Genomic DNA, 20,224 nt, shown 5'->3' with positions numbered 1-20,224 from the left:
GGGGGGGGGGGGGGGGGGGGGTTTATCCGTTCCGCCGCTCGCCAAACAAGCCAAACGCCTTCCGACGCCCCAGGAAACCGAACGCGCCCGCGTGCTTCGCCGCGATTCCACCGAGGTGGAAAAAATGCTGTGGCAGAAGCTGCGGAACGGCCAGCTGGGGGCGAAATTCCGGCGGCAGGAACCTATATTCGGTTTCACCGTCGACTTCGTTTCACACGATCACCGGCTGATCATCGAGTTGGATGGCGGCCAGCATGCCGAGCAGCGCGCAGTCCATGACGAACGGCGCACCAAAATGCTGGAGCAGGCCGGTTTCCGGATCATGCGGTTCTGGAATACCGATGTCGGCGACAACCTCGACGGTGTCCTGACGACGATCAAGGCGCGCCTGGACGAAACCTCCGTCCTGCGGCGGCCGGTCGCCGCGGCGAACCCCTCACCCGGCCCTGCGGGCCACCCTCTCCCGGGGCGGGAGAGGGACTCGGAGTCCTGATCCCATGATCGCCAAGCTGACCGGCATCGTCGATTCCACCGGCACCGACTGGGTCGTGCTCGACGTGAACGGCGTCGGTTACCTGCTGTCCTGCTCCAACCGCACGCTGTCGCGCCTGGCGGTGGGTGAGCGGGCGTCGCTGGTGGTCGAGACCTTCATCCGCGAGGAACGCATCGTCCTGCATGGCTTCGGCGATCAGGCGGAGCGGGAGTGGTTCAAGCTGCTGACCACCATCCAGGGCGTCGGCGCCCGGCTGGCGCTGTCGATCCTGGGCGTGCTCGACCCCGACCAACTGACCCGTGCCATCGCCTCGCAGGACAAGACCGCGCTGGTGCGCGCCGACGGAGTCGGGCCGAAGGTGGCGGCGCGCATCCTCAACGAACTCAAGGACAAGGTCGGCAATCTGGCGCTCGGCCCCGCGGCGACCACGGGTGCGCCGGCCGGCAAGGGCGCCCCCGCCGCCGTTCCGGGCGCCAGCCTGGCGCTGGCCGACGCGGTGTCGGCGCTGGTCAATCTCGGCTATGGCCGGTCGGAGGCCTTCGGCGCGGTCGTCGCCGCCGGGCGCGTGCTGGGCGATGACGCCGGCGTGTCCGATCTGATCCGCCAGGGCCTCAAGGAACTCAGCCAATGAGCGACCCCCACAACGATCGTCTGGTCCAGCCGGGCCAGGGACACGGCGATTCCGCCGAGTCGTCGATCCGCCCGCTGTCGCTCGCCGAATTCATCGGCCAGCGGCAGGCGCGCGAGAACCTGTCGATCTTCATCCAGGCCGCCCGCTCCCGCAACGAGGCGCTGGACCATGTGCTGCTGTTCGGGCCCCCCGGCCTGGGCAAGACGACGCTGGCGCAGATCGTGGCGCGCGAGCTGGGGGTGGGCTTCCGGGCCACCTCCGGGCCGGTCATCGCGCGGGCCGGCGATCTGGCGGCGCTGCTGACGAATCTGCAGCCGCACGACGTCCTCTTCATCGACGAGATTCATCGCCTTAATCCCGCCGTGGAAGAGGTGCTCTATCCCGCCATGGAGGATTTCCAGCTCGACCTTATCATCGGCGAAGGCCCGTCGGCGCGGTCCATCCGGATCGACCTGCCGCCCTTCACCCTCGTCGGCGCCACGACGCGCAGCGGCCTGATCACGCGCCCGCTGCGCGAACGCTTCGGCATTCCCGTGCGCCTGCAGTTCTACGAGCCGGACGAGCTGGAGCTGATCGTGCGCCGCGCCGCCGGCGTTCTCGGCATGGGCATCACGCCGGAAGGCGCGCGCGAGATCGCCAACCGCTCGCGCGGGACGCCGCGCGTGTCGGGCCGGCTGCTGCGCCGGGTGCGCGATTTCGCCGCGGTCGCCGGGGTGGAGGAGGTCGACAAGCGGGTCGCCGATGCCGCGCTGACCCGGCTGGAGGTCGACCGGCTGGGGCTGGACAGCATGGACCGCCGCTATCTCGGGCTGGTCGCCAACAACTATGGCGGCGGGCCGGTGGGCGTCGAGACGCTGGGCGCCGCGCTGGGCGAGCAGCGCGACGTGCTGGAGGAGGTGGTCGAGCCCTACCTGATCCAGCAGGGCTTCCTGCAGCGCACCCCGCGCGGGCGCATGCTGACCGACCAGGGTTTCCGCTATCTCGGCCTCAACCCGCCGAACGCGCCGCTCCGGCAACTCGACCTGCTGGACCGGGTTCCCGATCCGACCGAAGGCCCCACGGACGAGGATGGCGATGAGTAACGTCGCTCCGTCCCTCTCGGGCCGGTTCGCGGAGGACGGCACGCACCGCTATCCGCTGCGGGTCTATTACGAGGATACCGACGCCGGCGGCATCGTCTACCACGCCAATTACCTGCGATTCGCGGAGCGGGCGCGGACGGAGATGCTGTACCTGATGGGCTTCCGTCAGAAGGAGATGGCGGAGGGTTTGGGCGATGTCACAGGTGTGTCATTTGCGGTACGGCGCCTGACCATCGATTTTGACGCCCCTGCCAAGCTGGAGGACACGCTTGAAGTGGAAACCCGAATCGTCGATATCCGCGGAGCCTCCTTCGCAGTTGCACAAGTCATCCGCCGCGACGGTCGCGTGCTGGCGCGCGCCGACCTGCAGCTGGTGACGATCAACCGGGCCGGGCGGGCCGTGCGCCTTCCCGAACCGGTGAAAGCGGCGATGGAGTCGCTGCATGCAAAGCAAAGCTCTTCGACGCCTGCCCTGCCTTAATCGACCTTTTCCCTTCCACATTCCCGTGCCAACAGCGCAACCGCGAGACTGACTGCGATGGACGCCCTGCAAACCGCCCAACTGGCCGGCAACGCCGCCACGACGGCACATGAGATCACGATCCTCGGCCTGTTCTGGCAGGCCGACGCGGTCGTCAAGATCGTGATGATGATGCTCGTCGTCGCCTCGATCTGGTGCTGGGCGATCATCATCGAAAAGCTGATGCGGATCCGCCGCCTGAACGCCCAGGCCGACTCCTTCGAGGAGGCCTTCTGGTCGGGCGGTTCGCTTGACGCGCTGTACGACCGCATCGGCCAGACCCCGGCTGACCCGATGGCCGCGACCTTCGCCGCCGGCATGCGCGAGTGGCGCCACGCCGCCGACCGCGGCATCGCCGGCACCATGAAGGGCTCGCTGCAGCAGCGGGTCGAACGGGTGATGGCGGTGACCATCGGCCGCGAGATGGCGCGGGCCGAACGCTACATGACGTTCCTGGCTTCGGTCGGCTCGACGGCCCCCTTCATCGGCCTGTTCGGCACGGTGTGGGGCATCATGAACTCCTTCACCTCGATCGCCGGTTCGGGCAACACCAGCCTCGCCGTGGTGGCGCCCGGCATCGCCGAGGCGCTGTTCGCCACCGCCATGGGCCTGCTGGCCGCCATCCCTGCGGTGCTGTCCTACAACAAGTTCTCCACCGACCTCGGCCGCTATGCCGACCGGCTGGACACCTTCTCGGGCGAGTTCTCGGCGATCCTGTCCCGCCACCTCGAGGAGCGGGGAGCCGCCTGAACCATGGCCGGACAACTCGCAGGCAAGTCCCACGGCCGCGGCAAGCGCCGGGGCTATCGCGCGATGGCCGAGATCAACATGACGCCGTTCATCGACGTCATGCTGGTCCTGCTGATCGTCTTCATGGTCGCCGCCCCGATGCTGACCGTCGGCGTGCCGGTCGACCTGCCCAAGACCAATGCCGCTCCGCTGGAGCAGCAGAAGGACCCGCTGTTCGTCACCGTGCAGACCGACGGCCGCGTCTTCGTCCAGGAGACTCCGGTCGAACTGGGCAACATGGTGCCGCTGCTGATCGCGGTGACCAACAACAACCCGGAAGCCCGCATCCTGGTCCGCGGTGACGCCAAGATCGCCTACGGCAAGATGCTGGAGGTGATGGGCACCATGAGCGCCGCCGGCTTCAAGAAGGTCGGTCTGGTCGCCGAGATGCCGAACGGCCCGACCGCGTCCAGCGCGCGGGTCGGCGCGCCCAAACCGGCGCGTTGAGGCGGGCGGAACTCCCATGCGCAAGCCCCTGATCGCCTCGGCGGTGCTGCACGTCGCGCTGGTCGCGCTGATGGTGCTCGGCATGCCGCCCAGCGATCGCAAGCTCGAAATCGCCTCATCGATCCCGATCGAGATCGTCGACATCGGCGAGGTCACCCAGGCCGCCCGCGTCGAGAAGGGCGAGCCGAAGCCGGCCAACGCCGCGCCGCGCCCGCCGACGCCGGAAGCCAAGCCGTCGCCGCCGGCGCCCGAGCCGCCGGACGAGGAGGACGAACCGCCTCCGCCGCCCCCGCCGCCTGCCAAGACGCCGGAGCCGCCGAAGGTCGCCCAGGTGCCGCCGCCGCGCGAGCCGACGCCGCCGCCCAAGCCGGCTCCGACGCCTCCGCCACCGCCTCCGCCACCCCCGCCGCCTCCTCCCCCGGATCCGGCGCCGTCGCCGACTCCGAAACCGCCGGAGCCGCCCAAGCCCGAGCCGCCCAAGCCCGAGCCGCCGAAGCCGGAACCGCCGAAGCCGGAACCGCCGAAGCACGAGCCCAAGCCTGAGCCTCCGAAGCCTGAGCCGCCAAAGCCGGAGCCGAAAAAGCCCGAGCCGCCCAAGCACGAGCCCAAGCCGGAACCGCCCAAGGCGGAACCGAAGAAGCCGGAGCCGGCGAAGGAGGTCGCGAAGGCGGAACCGAAGAAGGCGGAAACCCCGGCCAAGCAACCGGAGAAGCCGTCGGCCAAGACCGACCCGCTGTCCGACCTGCTGTCGAACGTCGGGAAGATCAAGCCGTCGGACAACCCGAAGGCGGACGGCAAGGCATCGGCCAGCGCCAACAGCGACGCCAAGCCCAGCCAGAAGACCGCCTCGGCGGCGCCGGCCGGGGCGGCGAAGGCAACCAACGGCCCCGACAAGCCGTTCAAGCCGTCGGGCCGCGCGCTGGACGCCATCCGCGGCCAGTTGAGCAAGAACTGGAACTTCGACAGCGGCCGCAAGGACGCTGGGTCGATGCAGATCGAGATCCACGTCGAGGTCGGCCGCGACCACAGCGTGATCCGCGCCTGGATCGACGAGAAGTACAAGTCGCGCTACATGTCGGACGCCGCCTTCCGGGCGTCGGCCGATGCGGCGGTGCGCGCGGTCAAACGGTCCAGTCCGCTGGACCTGCTGCCCAGCGAGTTCACGTCGCAGACTTATGAAGACTGGCGCTTCATCGTGTTCAATTTCGACCCGAGGGACATGTTCTGACCATGACGACGAAGACGAGGCTTCTGTTGAAGCTGGCCGGGGCCACCGGCGCGCTTCTCCTCTCCCTCGGCGTTGCCGCTCCGCAGGAGGCGCGCGCCGAGTTGCGCATCGACATCACGCGGGGCGTGTCCGAGCCGCTGCCAATCGCGATCACCAGCTTCGCCGGAGCGGGCGGACGCGATGCCCAGCTGGGCGCCGACATCTCCAAGGTCATCTCCGCCGACCTGGAGCGGTCCGGCCTGTTCAAGCCGCTGGACCCGCGCGGCTTCCTGCAGACGCCGGAGCAGCTGCGCAGCGGCGAGCCGCGTTACCCCGACTGGAAGGCGCTGGGCGCCCAGGCGCTGGTCGCCGGCAACACCACGACGGGTGGCGACGGCCGCATGAAGGTGGACTTCCGCCTGTGGGACGTCGCCGCCGGCCAGTACATGCAGGGGCTGAGCTACAGCGCCTCGCCGCAGGAATGGCGCCGCATCGCCCACATTGTGGCCGACGCCATCTATAAGCGCCTGACCGGCGAGGACGGCTATTTCGACACGCGCATCGTCTATGTCGCCGAATCCGGCCCGGCGAACGCGCGCAAGAAGCAGCTGGCCATCATGGACCAGGACAGCGCCAACCATCAGTTCCTGACCGACGGCCAGACCCTGGTCCTGACGCCGCGCTTCTCGCCGACGTCCCAGGAAATTACGTACATGTCGTACTTCAACAAGAAGCCGCGCGTGTACCTGTTCAACATCGATACCGGCCGCCAGGAGGTCCTGGGCGACTTTCCCGGCATGACCTTCGCCCCGCGCTTCTCGCCCGACGGCAACAAGGTCATCATGTCGATGGCCCAGAACGGCAACACCGACATCTACACGCTGGACCTGCGCACCCGCCGCCAGACCCAGCTGACCGACGCGCCGGGCATCGACACCGGTCCCAGCTATTCGCCGGACGGCCAGCGCATCGTCTTCGAGTCGGACCGCGGCGGCACGCAGCAGCTCTATGTCATGGGCGCCGACGGATCGGGCGTGAAGCGGCTGACCTTCGGCGAGGGCCGCTACGGTACGCCGGTGTGGTCGCCGCGCGGCGACCTGATCGCCTTCACGCGCCAGCGTGGTAGCAGCTTTGCAATCGGCGTAATCCGTCCGGATGGAACCGGGGAACGAATCCTGACCGAAGCCTTCCACGTCGAGGGGCCGACCTGGGCGCCCAACGGCCGTGTTCTCATGTTCTTCAAGGACTTGCCGACGGGTGACGGCCGTGGCCGCAATGCCCAGCTGTACAGCATCGACATCACCGGCGCGAACGAGCGTCGCGTGAGCACCCCGGTCGGCGCGTCGGACCCCGCGTGGTCGCCCTTGATTCCCTAGTGGAGTAGCCCTATTTTGCGGCGGCGCGGGAGCAATGCTCAAGACAAAGGTCGGACGTCGTCTTTTCGTCGGGGATTGGCGAAAAGAAGCGGCTCTCGTGCTGACTAGTCCGGCCACTCAACAATTGTCGTTCAAGGGGTCCCTGAACATGCGCATGAAGTTCCTCGCCCTCGCCGCGGTTGCCCTGCTCGCCGCTTGCGAATCCACGCCGAACGACGCCGCCAACGGCGCCAACACCGGTGCCCAGCAGACCTCGGTCCGCCCGGGCTCGGCGGAAGATTTCGTCGTCAACGTCGGCGACCGCGTCTTCTTCGGCCTCGACCGCTTCGACCTGTCGCCGGAGGCTCGCGCCACCCTCGACCGTCAGGCCAAGTGGCTGCAGACCTACGGTTCGGTCACCGTGACCGTCGAGGGTCATGCCGACGAGCGCGGCACCCGCGAGTACAACCTGGCCCTGGGTGAGCGCCGCGCCAACTCGGTGAAGAACTACCTGGCCGCCAAGGGCATCCCGGCCGGCCGCGTCAACGTCGTGTCCTACGGCAAGGAGCGTCCGGCCGTGGTTGGCTCGAACGAGGCCGCCTGGTCGCAGAACCGCCGTGGCGTGACCGTCGTCAACTAATGACGCCGGTCCCCGCCTGACGGGGAATTGGGAAAAGGCGCCGCCACCGGGCAACCGGGGCGGCGCCTTTTTCTTTTCGGCAGGCGGCATTCCCGGATCTTTTGATGGCCGGATTCCCGGCGCTGTCGGTTCTTTTGCGCCGGTGCGCAAGTTCTGCTAAACAGCGGCCATCGCGTCGCCTTTTTCGTTCGCCATGGTCGCCGTGGGTGTTCCCCCCGGCATCAGATCTCCTCAGGATCCCACGCGCATGACCAACATCCGTCCCGTCGCCGCCCTGCTGCTGGGTGGCATGCTCGCGGCAAGCCCCGCCCTGGCCCAGTCGAAGGGGCAGATCGAGCGGCTGCAATCGCTGGAAACCCAGGTTGCGGCGCTGGGCGGTCCGGTGGAGGTGGCGCAGCTGTCGCCCTCCGTCGCCGCCGATTTCGAGATCCGGCTGCAGAACCTGGAACGCGCCATCCAGGACCTGACCGGCAAGTACGAGGAATCGACCTATCAGGTCACCCAGCTGCGCGAGCGCCTGGAGAAGGTGAACGCCGACGTCGATTTCCGCCTGAAGGAGCTGGAGAAGGGCGGCGGGGCCGCCGGAGGGGCGATGGGCGGCGGCGCCATGGCCGATGCCGCGCCGTCGAAGCCGGCGAAGGCCGCTCCCGACGACAAGAAGCCGGCCGACAAGCCGGCGCAGACCGCAGCAGCGAATCCGCCCTCGACCGCCGGTCTGTCGCCGGAAAAGCAGTATGAGCAGGCGTTCGAACTGCTGCGCAACTCCGACTATGACCGGGCCGAGAAGGCGCTGCAGGAGTTCATCTCCAAGAACAAATCCCATGCCTATGCCGGCAACGCGCAATATTGGCTGGGCGAGAGCTATTACGTCCGCAACCGCTTCCCCGAAGCGGCCCAGGCCTTCGCCGAGGTGCTGTCCAAGTACCGCACCAACCCGAAGGCGGCGGACAGCCTGCTGAAGCTGGGCATGACCCTGCAGCAGATGAACAAGAAGTCGGATGCCTGCACCGCCTTCAACCAGCTGCTGACCAAGTTCCCCGAAGCCTCGGCCAGCGTGAAGCGCCGCGCCGATACGGAGCGCAAGCGCATCAATTGCCCGGCCTGATGGGCGGGACCGGCGACTCCGATCCGGTATCGCGGGAGGAGTTCGCCCGTGCGATGGCGGCGCTGGGCGGATTCGAACCGGCGCCGGCCGTCGCCGTCGGGCTTTCCGGCGGCGGCGACAGCATGGCGCTCGTTCTGCTGCTGCGGCATTGGGTCGCAGAGCGTGGCGGAAGCCTGCTGGCACTGACCGTCGACCACGACTTGCGGCCCGAATCGGCCGACGAGGCGGCGACGGTCGGGCAGACGGCGGCCCGACTCGGAATTCCTCACCGCATCCTGCGCTGGGACGGGGAGAAGCCCTCGGCCGGATTGCAGGCGGCGGCTAGGGCGGCGCGGCACCGGCTGCTGGCGGCGGCCTGCGGCGAGGCCGGCATCCTGCATCTGGCGCTCGCCCACCATCGCGACGATCAGGCGGAAACGGTGCTGCTGCGGCTGGCCCGCGGCTCCGGCATCGACGGGCTGGCCGGAATGGCCGCTGTGCGCGCCGACGGGGCGGTGCGGGTGATCCGGCCGCTGCTGAACTTTTCCCATGACCGGCTTCTGGCGACCTGCCGCGCCGAAGTGGTCGACTGGATCGAGGACCCGTCCAACCGCAATCCGCGCTTCGCTCGCGCCCGGTTGCGTGCCGCCGTCGATCTGCTGGGCGGGGAGGGGCTGGACGCCATCCGATTGGGCGAGGTTGCCCGCCGTGCCGGACGGGCGCGGGCGGCGCTGGAACAGGCGACCGCCGGGCTGCTTGCCGAGGCGGCGACCGTTCATCCGGAAGGCTGGATCACGCTGGCTCCCGCACCGTTGCTGGACGCGCCGGCGGAGATCGCGCTGCGGGCGCTGGCCCAGGCTCTGACCGCGGTCGGCGGGCCGGCCCATCCCGTGCGCGACGAGGCGCTGGAGCGTCTGCTCGGTGCCCTGGCGGACGGGCAGGGCACGACCTTGGGCGGCTGCGTGGTGCGGCTGCGGCGGGGCGCCGTCATGGTGGCGCGCGAGCCGGTTGCGGCACTGGAGCGGCTGAGCGTACCGCCGGGCGGGCGGGCGCTGTGGGACGGCCGCTTCGACCTGCGGGTGTCTCCGCGACATGGCAAGCCCGTTATGGTCGCTGCGCTGGGGGCGGCGGGCTGGCGCGAATGGGTGGCCCGGCGGGCGCCGGAGAGGGTGCCCGATCTGCCGGTTCCGGTGCGGGAAACCCTGCCAAGCCTTTGGTCGGGAACGAAATTGCTTGGCGTACCAATGGTTGGCGGACGATACGGGTTGGACGCGGATGGACAGGTCCCGATGGACCGCGCGATCTTCCGTCCGCTTTCGTCGTTGGGAAGACCAGCTTTTACGGTTGTTTCGGACCGGCGCGGCATTATTTAATCAGGGAACGTGCCCGTAGGAGTCCGGGGTGCGGCCTTGTCGGCGCACCGCATGGCGATGGGTTCGCAGAAAGGCGTGTGACGTGAACAATTTCGGCAAGAACCTCGCGCTCTGGATCATCATAGGGCTGCTGCTCGTGGCCCTGTTCAATCTGTTCCAGAGTTCTTCCACCCGCAGCCCGCAAACGACCGTTCCGTTCAGCGAGCTTCTCGCCGAAGTGGACCGGGGCCAGGTTGCAGACGTGACGATCAAGGGCAACCAGGTTTCCGGCCATTTCTCGGACGGCCGCTCCTTCAGCACCTATGTCCCGCCCGAAGCGGGTCTGGTGGAGCGCCTGACCAACAAGAATGTCCGGATCAATGCGGTCCCCGACGACAGCAACGTCCCGTCGCTGTTCTCGGTGCTGCTGTCCTGGTTCCCGATGCTTCTGCTGATCGGCGTCTGGATCTTCTTCATGCGCCAGATGCAGTCCGGCGGCGGCAAGGCCATGGGCTTCGGCAAGTCGCGGGCTCGCCTGCTGACCGAGAAGGTCGGGCGCGTGACCTTCGACGATGTCGCCGGCATCGACGAGGCCAAGCAGGAGCTGACGGAAATCGTCGAGTTCCTGAAGGACCCGCAGAAGTTCCAGCGGCTGGGCGGCAAGATCCCGAAGGGCTGCCTTCTGGTCGGCCCGCCGGGTACCGGTAAGACGCTGACCGCCCGCGCGGTGGCCGGCGAAGCCAATGTCCCGTTCTTCACCATTTCCGGTTCGGACTTCGTTGAAATGTTCGTCGGCGTCGGCGCCAGCCGCGTCCGCGACATGTTCGAACAGGGCAAGAAGAACGCCCCCTGCATCATCTTCATCGACGAAATCGACGCGGTCGGCCGCCATCGCGGCGCCGGCCTGGGCGGCGGCAACGACGAGCGTGAGCAGACCCTCAACCAGCTGCTGGTCGAGATGGACGGCTTCGAGGCGAACGAGGGCGTGATCCTGATCGCCGCGACCAACCGTCCGGACGTTCTCGATCCCGCGCTGCTGCGTCCGGGCCGCTTCGACCGTCAGGTCGTGGTGCCGAACCCCGACGTGCTGGGCCGCGAGAAGATCCTCAAGGTCCACATGCGGAAGGTCCCGCTGTCGCCGGACGTCGACGCCAAGGTCATCGCCCGCGGCACCCCCGGCTTCTCCGGCGCCGATCTGGCGAACCTGGTCAACGAGGCGGCGCTGCTGGCGGCCCGCATCGGCAAGCGCGTCGTCGGCATGAACGAGTTCGAGAACGCCAAGGACAAGGTCATGATGGGTGCGGAACGCCGCTCCATGGTGATGACCGAGGACGAGAAGAAGCTGACCGCCTACCACGAGGCCGGCCACGCCATCTGCGCCATCCACTGCGCCGACAGCGACCCGGTCCACAAGGCAACCATCATCCCGCGCGGCCGTGCGCTGGGCATGGTGATGCGCCTGCCGGAAGGCGACCGCATCAGCCTGTCGCAGGCCAAGCTGCTGGCCGACCTGACCGTCGCCATGGGCGGCCGCATCGCGGAAGAGCTGATCTTCGGCAAGGAGCGGGTGACCACCGGCGCCTCGGGCGACATCAAGATGGCGACCGAGATGTCGCGCCGGATGGTGACGGAGTGGGGCATGAGCGACAAGCTCGGCCCGCTGCTCTACGGCGAGCCGACGCAGGAGGTGTTCCTGGGCCATTCGGTGACCCAGCACAAGAACATGTCCGACCGCACCGCCCAGCTGGTCGACGAGGAAATCCGCCGCATCGTGGACGAGAGCTACGACCGCGCCCGGACCATCCTGACCGAGAACATCGACCAGCTGCACACCCTGGCCAAGGGCCTGCTGGAGTACGAGACGCTGAGCGGCGACGAGATCAACCGTCTGCTGCGCGGCGAGCCGATCCTGCGGGACGACGACCGCGAGACGATGGCCGTCCCGCCGCGTCCGACCACCGGCACCGGCCGCCGGTCTTCCGTCCCGCCCAGCACCGGGCAGGAAAGCGGCGGCATGGGTCCGGAACCGCAGGGCACCTGACGGTTCGGGGTTCCGAAATGAAGAAGGCGGCGCTGCGAGGCGCCGCCTTTTTTGTTGGGCCTGTTGTTGCTCCGTGGAAGATTGACGGCGTCCGGGGTTGGCATCAAACTTTGCTACCGGGAAGTGGAGAGGTGTCATGACCGGTCGGAACTTCAGCCTGACGGACCGTTTGAGCGACTTCATCGACCAGCAGGTCGAGCATGGGCGGCATCAGAATGCCAGCGAGGTCGTTCGCGAGGCGTTGCGCCGCTATCAGGACGATCTGGAGGCGGAGCAGGCGAGCCTTGCCGCCATTGGGGACATCGCCCGCCGTGGTATCGCTGCGGTCGAGCAGGGCGATTTCCGTCTGGTGCAGGGCGAGGAGGGACGGCGTGATCTGCTGGCGGACCTGAATCGCCGTGCCGCCATGCGTGCTGCCGCCAGACGGGGATGACGGTGACCGCCTTCCGCCTTACTGGTCCGGCGGAAGCCGAACTGGACGATATTCTGGACTGGAGCGAGCGGAAATTTCACGAGGTCGGCCGGATGCGCTATGCGGCGCTTCTGGTCCAGGCGATGCAGGACATTGCCGTCGATCCGCGACGTCATGGTATCGAATGGGTAGAGGCGGCCGGACTCCGGGTCGGGCTTTACCACATCTGGCACAGCCGGACCCACATTGCCGATCCAGCCGAGCGAATCCACGCGCCGCGTCACCTGATCGTCTTTCGGCTCGCCACCGATGGCATTGTCGATATTTTGGGCTTCGTCCATGAGAGCATGCTGCGCGGCCGTGCGCTCAGCAGGATCGTTCGAGCGAATGCCTGACGGGGCCTCCGCCGCCTGACTGCCCATCTGAGGCTATCGGGCGGCGGAGAAATCCCTCAGAGCGAGCCCTTCTGCTCGCGCCGGCGGTCCAGCGCCACGTCGAACTGGCGCAGCAGCTTCTGCATGCCTTCGAAGTACAGCTTGCGCGACGGCGTGTTCTTCATGCAGCGGGCGTCCAGATGGGCGACGCTGGTGAGCGCTGAGACGCAGTAGCCGAGCAGCCAGTAGCGCGAGCGGATGCTGCGCAGGTAGTCGCGGAAGGGCTCCGGCTGGCCGTTCATGAAGCTGCTGAACGACGTCTCGTAGTCCGACAGGATGGTGCGGATGTCGAGCAGCGTGGTCTCCAGCAGCTTGCCCACCCGTTCGATGTGCATCAGCAGCTGGGTCTCGTAGGGCTTGTGCATGCGGATGTCGACCGGAATGCACTCGCGCGACTTCAGCCAGGTCAGGATGGTGCGGGCGCGGGGCGCGATGCGGCGCAGCTGGTATTCGTAGAAGGTCGTGCCCTTCCACGCGCTGAAGATGGTGTCGGCCTCCGACCGCTCGATGCCGAAAGCGGAGACGAACAGGCCGGCCTCTTCCAGATTGGGATTCCAGATCGCTTCCAAAAAGCGTTCGATGCTTCCGGCGCTGCCCTGGCTGCCGGACAGCGCCTTGCGGACGATCGGCTCGATGCGGGCGCGGATCAGGCGGCGGAGCTGGTGGTCCTCCTCGTTGGAGATCAGCCAGTGGCGCGGGTCGACGTTGACCTTCTCCGCCTCGAAGCAGGTCTTCAGCAGGAAGGCGTCGAGCGACGGAACGTCGTCGATCATCTGCAGCATCTTCATGTCGCCGATGATGCCGTTCTCCTGCGGCCCGTGCTTCAGGCCGAACTGCTCCTCCAGCAGGGTCGCGCTGTTGCGGCCGCGCAGATAGATGGCGATGCCGCCGGCCTCCGGCGCACGGGCGTTGTGCGGCACATAGATGCCGGTCTCGACCGGGCGCTCGCCGCCTTCCAACTCCTCGTCCTCGGCGATCGGATCGCCGCCGTCGTCGTCGCGGTCGTCGAAGTTCGGGTATTTGAACAGGATGCAGTTGTTCAGGCCCTGGGCCTTGAACATGCGCTGCTCTTCCGGGATCTCGCGCGTGATGGCGATGAGATTCATCGACACGCTGGAGCCGCCATAGAGGATCTGCTCAAGGATCGGAGAAACCGAGTCCATTTTCTTACGAGCGCGCATGAATATTACCCAAATCCGCGAATATTGCGCAAATCATAGACGCCGTTTTTGCAAACGCAAAGAGGGATCGGCGTGCCGATCCCTCTCCTCGTCATGCGATTGCGGGCGCCGTTCTCCGGCTCAACCGACTGGATTTCAGCCGGCCTTCGGCGTGCCGCCCAGCGAGCCCAGCAGGCTGGCGACCTCGGCCGCCTCGTCCACCGCGACCATGCCGACGGTGTGATAGCCGCTGTCGACATGCATCACCTCGCCGGTGACGCCGCTGCCGAGATCGGACATCAGGAACAGGCCGGCGCCGCCGACCTCCTGGATGGTGACGTTGCGCTTCAGCGGGGCGTTCAGCTCGTTCCACTTCAGGATATAGCGGAAGTCGCCGATGCCGCTGGCGGCCAGAGTCTTGATCGGACCGGCGGAAATGGCGTTGACACGGATGTTGCGGCCACCCAGATCGACGGCCAGATAACGCACACTGGCCTCCAGCGCGGCCTTGGCGACACCCATCACATTGTAATGGGGCATGACGCGCTCGGCGCCGTAATAGGATAGAGTGAGCAGGCTGCCGCCGTCCTTCATCAGCGGCACGGCGCGCTGCGCCACCGCGGTGAAGGAGTAGCAGGAGATGTCCATGGTGCGCAGGAAGTTGGCCCGCGTGGTGTCGAGATACAGCCCGTCCAGCTCGTTCTTGTCGGAAAAGGCGATGGCATGAACCACGAAGTCCAGCCCGCCCCATTCCTTTTCGATGGCGGCGAAGGTCGCGTCGATGCTGCCCTCGTCCGTCACGTCGCAGGGCAGGACGAGCTTGGCGCCGACCTGATCGGCCAGCGGCTTCACCCGCTTCAGCAGCGCATCGCCCTGATAGGTGAAGGCAAGCTCCGCCCCGTGCTGGGCCAGGGTGGAGGCGATCCCCCAGGCGATCGAACGATCGTTGGCCACGCCCATGATCAGGCCACGCTTGCCGGCCATGAGCGGCATCGGATTGGACATCGGAACCTCGTGAACGACGGATGTGCCGCGGGACAAGCCGCGAAAAGTGGGGCGCATCCTACACGAAAGCGCCCACCGGTCAAACCGACGCGGGCGGTCCCGCCGCAGGAGGCGTCGCATGGCTCACCCTAAGGACACAGACGGCCGCGAGGAGGAGGAGCGCAGCCGCATCCTCAGCGGTCTGAGGGAGCTTGGCGGCTTCTTCGGCCACTCGATGCTGCGCTTCTACAACGACAACTGTTTCCAGACCGCGGCGGCGCTGACCTACACCTCGCTGCTGGCCATCGTGCCGATGATGACCATCGGCTTCGCCATCTTCTCCGCCTTTCCGGCCTTCAGCGCGCTGCAGCTGCGCATCCAGACGGCGCTGGTCAAGAATCTGGTGCCGGAGATCGGCGACGCGATCCTGGAATATCTCGGCCGCTTCATGGCGAATGCCGGGCAGATGCCGATTTTCGGCGTGATCGGGCTGGCGGTGTCGGCGGTGCTGCTGATCTGGACCATAGAGGGGTCCTTCGCCACCGTCTGGCGCGTGCGCGAGCCGCGCTCCTATGTGACCCGCATCCTGTCCTTCTGGGCGGTGGTGTCGCTGACCCCGCTGTTCGCCGGCGCCAGCCTGTCGCTGTCCAGCACGCTGTGGACCGCGCTGGAGGTGGCGCACCTGCAGGGTGTGGTCCATCCGCTGGCGGGAATCGGCATGCTGCTGCCGTTCGGGCTGCAGTTGCTGGGATGTACGCTGCTGTATCTGGTGATCCCGAATCGCGACGTGTTCTGGCTGGACGCGCTGTGCGGCGGCGCCATCGGCTCGATCCTGCTGGAAGGGTCGAAGGCGATCTTCGGCTGGTACATGCGCGAATACCCGGCCTACCAGACCATCTACGGCGCCCTGTCGGTGGTGCCGATCTTCCTGTTCTGGCTCTACATCGCCTGGTCGACGGTGCTGTTCGGCGCGGTGGTCGCGGCGTCATTGCCGGAATGGCGCGCCGGCAAGGTCACCCGCGGCGGCATGGAGGGGCTGTTGCCGGCCCAGCGGCTGGCGCTGGCGCTGGCCGTCCTGCACGAACTGATGGAGGCCAGCCGGCTGGGCGTCGGCATGCGCCGCCGCACGCTGGTCGGCCGGGTGCCGGTGGGCACGCTGCTGATCGACGGCATCCTGGAACAGCTGCGCGACGCCCATTGGGTGGCCCACACCACCCGCGACGCCTGGGTGGTGACCCGCGACATGGGCGAAGCGACGCTGCTGGAGCTGTTGAAGGCGCTGGGCATTGGCATGCGCGGCTCGGTCCACGGTCTGGGCGGGCTGGACCTGCCCTGGCAGGAGCGCACCGCCCGCCTGCTGGACGCCGCCGAGGCACGGCAGAGCGATCTGCTGAACGTGCCGCTGAAGAGCCTGCTGAACGACGATCTGCCGCCGGAAGGGCAGCCGGCCGGGCAGGGAAGTGGAGCGGTTTCGCTGCGGGCGGTTAAAAGTTGAATGCGGCCTTTTGATTGCTACGCAAAGGAGCGCATCATGTCGAGTGGTTTAGGGTTCGTCAGATGGAAGTCGAAACACCTTATAAGCTCTAGAATCATAATTCGTGATAAAATCGCAAAATCAAGCGTTCCGTCGATTCGATGTATGCTGACGATCTAATGCTGGATCTTGCGAAAATACGGAATTGTGCAGGTCCAGGTGTCGAGACCAATAATCTCAATTCTGGCTTCCACATTCCGGCATTCCGTATCGATTGTAAAAATCCTTGTTAGGACCGCGACATCATTCATCTTGATGGTGAATCGTTCCTTAGGGTGGATGGTTACATTTCCGTGGTTGCATACCACGTCGAACGCCGCATGCGACTCGGGGCCGGTCACTTCCTGGCCGTCCGAGCGTGCCAGCAGCAGCGTTATCTCATAGTCTCCGGGTTCCAGCGTCGCATATGGCCCGTAACAAAGGTAGCCTCCGTCGCTCCGCGGGGTGCGGGTACGGATTGCGGGCTGTCCGCACAGGTCGGCGGATTCTCCGATCTGGCTATGATACTGCATGGATGACCACGCCTCGCTGCCCCGTTTCATGACTTCCGCGTGACCAAGGGCAAGGGCGCGCTCGGCTATCATCGTGAGTCTGTTCGGATTTGCGCAAGCGATGGCGATTTCACCGCCGCCGTGTCCACCTCTGAAAAACCGGAGTTCCATCGAATTGCGTTCGAAGCAATCCCGGATGAACTTGTGGGACCATCCGGATTCGAACCAGCCGTATTTGCGCGCTACATACACGGATTCGTAATCGAGTCGAATTCCCCAGTGCTTCCACCAAGTTTGTTGGATCGGTTCGCCCGTGAAGCCGATAATACCGTCATCAATGATTTTCCCCGATAGGATTTTGACCAGATCCCACGGCCTTGTGCAGTGGTGAAAAGACTGAAAGAAGTAAGCCGCGTCGTATAGTTTATCTTCGATCTCGGCAGTGTCATCAAAATTCATCGTGCTTCTTTTGAGTTCATATCCCAGTCTTTGGCTTCGAAGTCTGCTGAGTTCCGAGAGGGCGGGATCGATATCGATGGCGTGTACATTGGCTCCACAGAAGGAAAAAACCTCCGAACTGAGCCCGTGGCCTGCTCCCATATCGAGTATCTTGGCAGCAACGCCAAGTCCGGAAAGTGACATCAGCGCGGTGAGCGCGCGCACCATTTCTGATACATGCGAAGTGTTCCAGATACCCAGGGGGTTGGGAGCGCGAAGCAGCGATGAAATGTTAACCGGATGCAGTTCTCCATCTGACTGATTCAGTTTTCTTCCTGAGATTTCCTCATAAACGGAAAGTTGCTGATTGAAATATTCTTCTGAAAAAGGACAGAGGTTTTCGTCGATCTCTGTTTTGAGAGTAACCCTGAAATCCCCGAACTCCTGGAGAAAATCCTGGGTCCCCATAACTCCGCCATATTTCCTGTCAACCAAATCAACCCATTGATCCAGATCGCTGCTTGAAATTACGGCCATCTATACATCCTTGAGCTGACTGCTTCGGGAGGTTCCCTCCCATTGAGATGATGGCGGCATTAGGCCCCGGCAAACCACGAACGACGCTCGAAGACGTCGAGCGATATCGGGATCGCGATATGATGCACGTTCTGGTAGAGGCGCGTTCGGGGGCATGCCGATATGCAGCGCCGGATTAAGAAATATCCTTGGTCGGACGAAACTGCGCCTGAACCACCACTCAGGCGCAGCCCCCGTCTTACTCCAGCCCGGCCTTCTTGCGGACGTCGTAGCTGCGGGTCTTGGCCCACTGTTCGACGAACTTGACCAGTTCGGCGTCGGGCGGGTCGGGCAGGACGACCTTCAGCTTCACATACTGGTCGCCCGGCTGCTTGGTGGCCTGATTCACCACGCCCTTGCCACGCAGGCGCAGGACCGAACCGGTGTTGGCGCCGGGTGGAACCTTCACCGCCACCTTGCCGCTGATCGTCGGCACATTGACGGTGGCGCCCAGAACCGCCTCGTTCAGGGTGATCGGCACCTCGACATGGATGTCGCTGTCCTGCCGGGTGAAGTAGGGGTGCGATTCGACATGCACCTCGACGATGGCGTCGCCGTTGGGCATGCCGCCCATGCCGGGCAGGCCCTGGCCCTTCAGGCGCAGCTTCGTCTCGTTCTCCGTCCCCGGCGGGATGGCGACGTCGATGCTCTTGCCGTTGGACAGGTTGATCCGGCGCTTTGACCCGTTCGCCGCCTCGACGAAGGGGACGGTGACCGAATAGGAGATGTCGCTGCCCCGCACCCGCGGCCCGGCGGAGCCGCCGGCTCCCGCACCCGCTCCGGCCCCCGGCCCGCCGGGGCGGCGCCGGCCGCCGCCGAACAGGTCGGAGAACCAGTCGTCGCCGCCACCGAAGAACGTGTCGTCGGCCGTGCTGCTATAGGCCCGGCCGCGGCTGCCGGAGCGGCCGCGCGAGCCGAAGCCCGCGTGCCGTTCCTGCCCCGACGGGTCGATCTCGCCACGGTCGTAGCGGGCGCGCTTCTCGGCATCCGACAGCAGCGTGTAGGCGGCCGAGATTTCCTTGAACCGCTCCTCGTTGGCGGCGTCGCCCGGCTTCAGATCCGGGTGATGCTGCTTGGCGAGCTTGCGGTATGCCTTCTTGATGTCGTCGGCACTGGCGGACCGGCTGACGCCGAGAACGCTGTAGGGATCGCGCGTGGCCACGGGCAGAGGGTTCCCGCCCCAGGGGGGCTCAGAGGTTGCGAGTGCGGGGTGCTGGTCGGCGAAGTTACGAGTTGCCGATGATCTTCCACGTACCGTCGGCCTGTTTGCAAGCGGTTCCGTACGCCTGCTCCGTCCGGCCCTTCACGACGATGGTCTGCTGGAACTCGCGGCAATAGGTGCCGGCGCTGCTGTAGCCGTCGCGGGTGGTGACGATGGTGCCGGAATTGCCCGACTGCGGGTTGTTCCAGTTGATGCGGTCGCCGACCGGGGCGGCGTAGGCCTGGCGGGCCGCGGTCTCGGCATAGCCGGCATCGGCCTTGTCGAGCGAGCTGCCGACCTCCCTGCCGATGAAGGCGCCGAGCAGCGTGCCGACGCCGGTCGCCACCAGCTTGCCGGTACCGCCGCCGATCTGCGAACCGATCAGGCCACCGGCGACCGCGCCGCCCGCCGTGCCGATCGTTTCCTTCTGGCCACCCAGCTGGCAGCCTGCCAGCAGGCCGGCGACGATCATGGCCGGAACGACTTTCTTCACGAACATCCTTGCGCCTCGAAAAGGTTGGTTGCCGCGGCACCTTATCGGTGGCTTCGCGGTGGACAGTGATATAAGCGACCCTATGCTTGCTGTGAATTGTGATGAGGCTGTGACCCTTACGCTTTTGCACGGAAGCCCGCCCGCTCCCCTGGCCGCGCACCACCCGGCCGGCGGCACGGGACCCATCGATACAGGACCACAGGCATGACGGACAGCACCGACCGCGACCCTTACGATCTCTTCGCCGAATGGATGAAGGAGGCTGAGCAGAGCGAACCGAACGATCCCAACGCCATGGCGCTCGCCACCGCCGACGCCAACGGCATCCCGTCGGTGCGGATGGTTCTGCTGAAGGGGATCGATCCGCGCGGTTTCGTCTTCTACACCAACACCGAAAGCCGGAAAGGCACCCAACTGCTGGCGAATCGGAACGCCGCCCTGTGCTTCCATTGGAAGAGCCTGCGCCGTCAGGTGCGGGTGGAAGGGCCGGTGGAGGTCGTCACCGATGCCGAGGCCGACGCCTATTTCGAAAGCCGCCCGCGCGAAAGCCGGATCGGCGCCTGGGCCTCGCTGCAGTCGCGCCCGCTGGAGGGGCGGTGGGAGCTGGAGAAGCGCGTGGCGCAGTTCGCCGCCAAATACGCCATCGGCACCGTGCCGCGGCCGCCGCACTGGACCGGCTTCCGCGTGCTGCCCTCGCGGATCGAATTCTGGCGCGACCGCCCGTTCCGCCTGCACGACCGGCTGGTTTTCCAGCGCGCCGAGGGGACGGACGGCACGCAGATGGGTTGGACCGCCGAGCATCTTTATCCCTAACCGGGGCAGGTCAGGCACAAGCCGACGGTAAGCGATCCGTAAGGATG

The 20,224-nt window shown here is 66.3% G+C and carries 21 protein-coding genes; 16 read left to right on the top strand and 5 right to left on the bottom strand.

The features are described from left to right. The 14 genes from TSH20_RS10135 to TSH20_RS10070 form a co-directional block, all read left to right on the top strand. On the top strand, positions 1 to 493 hold a 493-nt coding region (locus TSH20_RS10135), incomplete at its 5' end, for a DUF559 domain-containing protein (protein ID WP_199232434.1). A 4-nt stretch (positions 494 to 497) separates the two neighbouring features. After that, positions 498 to 1,124 carry a Holliday junction branch migration protein RuvA gene (ruvA, locus tag TSH20_RS10130; RefSeq protein WP_109074594.1) on the top strand — a complete coding sequence of 209 codons (627 nt, stop codon included), beginning with the start codon at positions 498 to 500 and terminating at the stop codon, positions 1,122 to 1,124. Next, entirely contained in the window at positions 1,121 to 2,206 is a 1,086-nt protein-coding gene (gene ruvB / locus TSH20_RS10125; protein WP_109074593.1) for a Holliday junction branch migration DNA helicase RuvB, read from the top strand. Before ruvA ends, ruvB begins: the two co-directional genes overlap by 4 nt. After that, on the top strand, positions 2,199 to 2,687 hold the full coding sequence (gene ybgC, locus TSH20_RS10120; RefSeq protein WP_199231940.1) for a tol-pal system-associated acyl-CoA thioesterase: 489 nt from the start codon (positions 2,199 to 2,201) through the stop codon (positions 2,685 to 2,687). The genes ruvB and ybgC overlap by 8 nt, the downstream gene beginning before the upstream one ends. A 57-nt stretch (positions 2,688 to 2,744) precedes the next feature. Continuing rightward, a complete protein-coding gene (gene tolQ / locus TSH20_RS10115) occupies positions 2,745 to 3,476 on the top strand; it encodes a protein TolQ (protein ID WP_109074591.1) in 732 nt (243 codons plus the stop codon). 3 nt (positions 3,477 to 3,479) lie between these two features. Further along, the gene (locus tag TSH20_RS10110; RefSeq protein ID WP_109074590.1) at positions 3,480 to 3,962 is read left to right on the top strand and encodes a biopolymer transporter ExbD; all 483 of its coding nucleotides are present in this window, start codon (positions 3,480 to 3,482) and stop codon (positions 3,960 to 3,962) included. 16 nt (positions 3,963 to 3,978) lie between these two features. Next, positions 3,979 to 5,190 carry a hypothetical protein gene (locus tag TSH20_RS10105; protein WP_109074589.1) on the top strand — a complete coding sequence of 404 codons (1,212 nt, stop codon included), beginning with the start codon at positions 3,979 to 3,981 and terminating at the stop codon, positions 5,188 to 5,190. 2 nt (positions 5,191 to 5,192) lie between these two features. Next, on the top strand, positions 5,193 to 6,545 hold the full coding sequence (tolB, locus tag TSH20_RS10100; RefSeq protein WP_109074588.1) for a Tol-Pal system beta propeller repeat protein TolB: 1,353 nt from the start codon (positions 5,193 to 5,195) through the stop codon (positions 6,543 to 6,545). Positions 6,546 to 6,693: 148 nt separating this feature from the next. Then, complete coding sequence (pal, locus tag TSH20_RS10095) at positions 6,694 to 7,164, top strand: peptidoglycan-associated lipoprotein Pal (RefSeq protein ID WP_109074611.1); 471 nt, start codon at positions 6,694 to 6,696, stop codon at positions 7,162 to 7,164. A gap of 247 nt (positions 7,165 to 7,411) precedes the next feature. Then, positions 7,412 to 8,269 (top strand): tol-pal system protein YbgF, encoded by an 858-nt coding sequence (gene ybgF, locus TSH20_RS10090; RefSeq protein WP_199231941.1) that lies wholly within the window; start codon positions 7,412 to 7,414, stop codon positions 8,267 to 8,269. Further along, on the top strand, positions 8,257 to 9,621 hold the full coding sequence (gene tilS / locus TSH20_RS10085; RefSeq protein WP_247871278.1) for a tRNA lysidine(34) synthetase TilS: 1,365 nt from the start codon (positions 8,257 to 8,259) through the stop codon (positions 9,619 to 9,621). Before ybgF ends, tilS begins: the two co-directional genes overlap by 13 nt. Positions 9,622 to 9,703: 82 nt before the next feature. Continuing rightward, positions 9,704 to 11,641, top strand: a complete 1,938-nt coding sequence (gene ftsH, locus TSH20_RS10080) for an ATP-dependent zinc metalloprotease FtsH (protein ID WP_109074586.1) — start codon at positions 9,704 to 9,706, stop codon at positions 11,639 to 11,641. A gap of 136 nt (positions 11,642 to 11,777) precedes the next feature. Further along, positions 11,778 to 12,074 carry a type II toxin-antitoxin system ParD family antitoxin gene (locus TSH20_RS10075; protein WP_109074585.1) on the top strand — a complete coding sequence of 99 codons (297 nt, stop codon included), beginning with the start codon at positions 11,778 to 11,780 and terminating at the stop codon, positions 12,072 to 12,074. Then, positions 12,071 to 12,448 carry a type II toxin-antitoxin system RelE/ParE family toxin gene (locus tag TSH20_RS10070; RefSeq protein ID WP_109074584.1) on the top strand — a complete coding sequence of 126 codons (378 nt, stop codon included), beginning with the start codon at positions 12,071 to 12,073 and terminating at the stop codon, positions 12,446 to 12,448. Before TSH20_RS10075 ends, TSH20_RS10070 begins: the two co-directional genes overlap by 4 nt. 56 nt (positions 12,449 to 12,504) lie before the next feature. Here TSH20_RS10070 and TSH20_RS10065 read toward each other — a convergent pair whose 3' ends face one another. After that, positions 12,505 to 13,650 (bottom strand): hypothetical protein, encoded by a 1,146-nt coding sequence (locus TSH20_RS10065; protein WP_247871279.1) that lies wholly within the window; start codon positions 13,648 to 13,650, stop codon positions 12,505 to 12,507. A 153-nt stretch (positions 13,651 to 13,803) separates the two neighbouring features. Beyond that, complete coding sequence (gene fabI / locus TSH20_RS10060) at positions 13,804 to 14,652, bottom strand: enoyl-ACP reductase FabI (protein WP_109074582.1); 849 nt, start codon at positions 14,650 to 14,652, stop codon at positions 13,804 to 13,806. 118 nt (positions 14,653 to 14,770) lie between these two features. Here fabI and TSH20_RS10055 point away from each other — a divergent pair, with 118 nt between their 5' ends. After that, the gene (locus TSH20_RS10055; protein WP_247871280.1) at positions 14,771 to 16,126 is read left to right on the top strand and encodes a YihY family inner membrane protein; all 1,356 of its coding nucleotides are present in this window, start codon (positions 14,771 to 14,773) and stop codon (positions 16,124 to 16,126) included. Between the two features lie 155 nt (positions 16,127 to 16,281). On the opposite strand, the gene TSH20_RS10050 is transcribed toward TSH20_RS10055, so the two are convergent. The 3 genes from TSH20_RS10050 to TSH20_RS10040 form a co-directional block, all read right to left on the bottom strand. Further along, positions 16,282 to 17,631, bottom strand: coding sequence for a class I SAM-dependent methyltransferase (locus TSH20_RS10050; protein ID WP_109074580.1), 1,350 nt, complete (start codon positions 17,629 to 17,631; stop codon positions 16,282 to 16,284). Positions 17,632 to 17,869: 238 nt separating this feature from the next. Further along, on the bottom strand, positions 17,870 to 18,832 hold the full coding sequence (locus TSH20_RS10045; RefSeq protein ID WP_109074579.1) for a J domain-containing protein: 963 nt from the start codon (positions 18,830 to 18,832) through the stop codon (positions 17,870 to 17,872). 64 nt (positions 18,833 to 18,896) lie between these two features. After that, positions 18,897 to 19,370, bottom strand: a complete 474-nt coding sequence (locus tag TSH20_RS10040) for an RT0821/Lpp0805 family surface protein (RefSeq protein WP_109074578.1) — start codon at positions 19,368 to 19,370, stop codon at positions 18,897 to 18,899. Between the two features lie 198 nt (positions 19,371 to 19,568). Here TSH20_RS10040 and pdxH point away from each other — a divergent pair, with 198 nt between their 5' ends. Beyond that, complete coding sequence (pdxH, locus tag TSH20_RS10035) at positions 19,569 to 20,177, top strand: pyridoxamine 5'-phosphate oxidase (RefSeq protein WP_109074577.1); 609 nt, start codon at positions 19,569 to 19,571, stop codon at positions 20,175 to 20,177. The last annotated feature ends 47 nt before the right edge of the window (positions 20,178 to 20,224 follow it).

The organism is Azospirillum sp. TSH20, from assembly GCF_003115935.1.
Taxonomy (GTDB): Bacteria; Pseudomonadota; Alphaproteobacteria; order Azospirillales; family Azospirillaceae; genus Azospirillum.
Note: the sequence above shows the minus strand (reverse complement) of the source record. Positions and strands in the feature narration are given on the sequence as shown.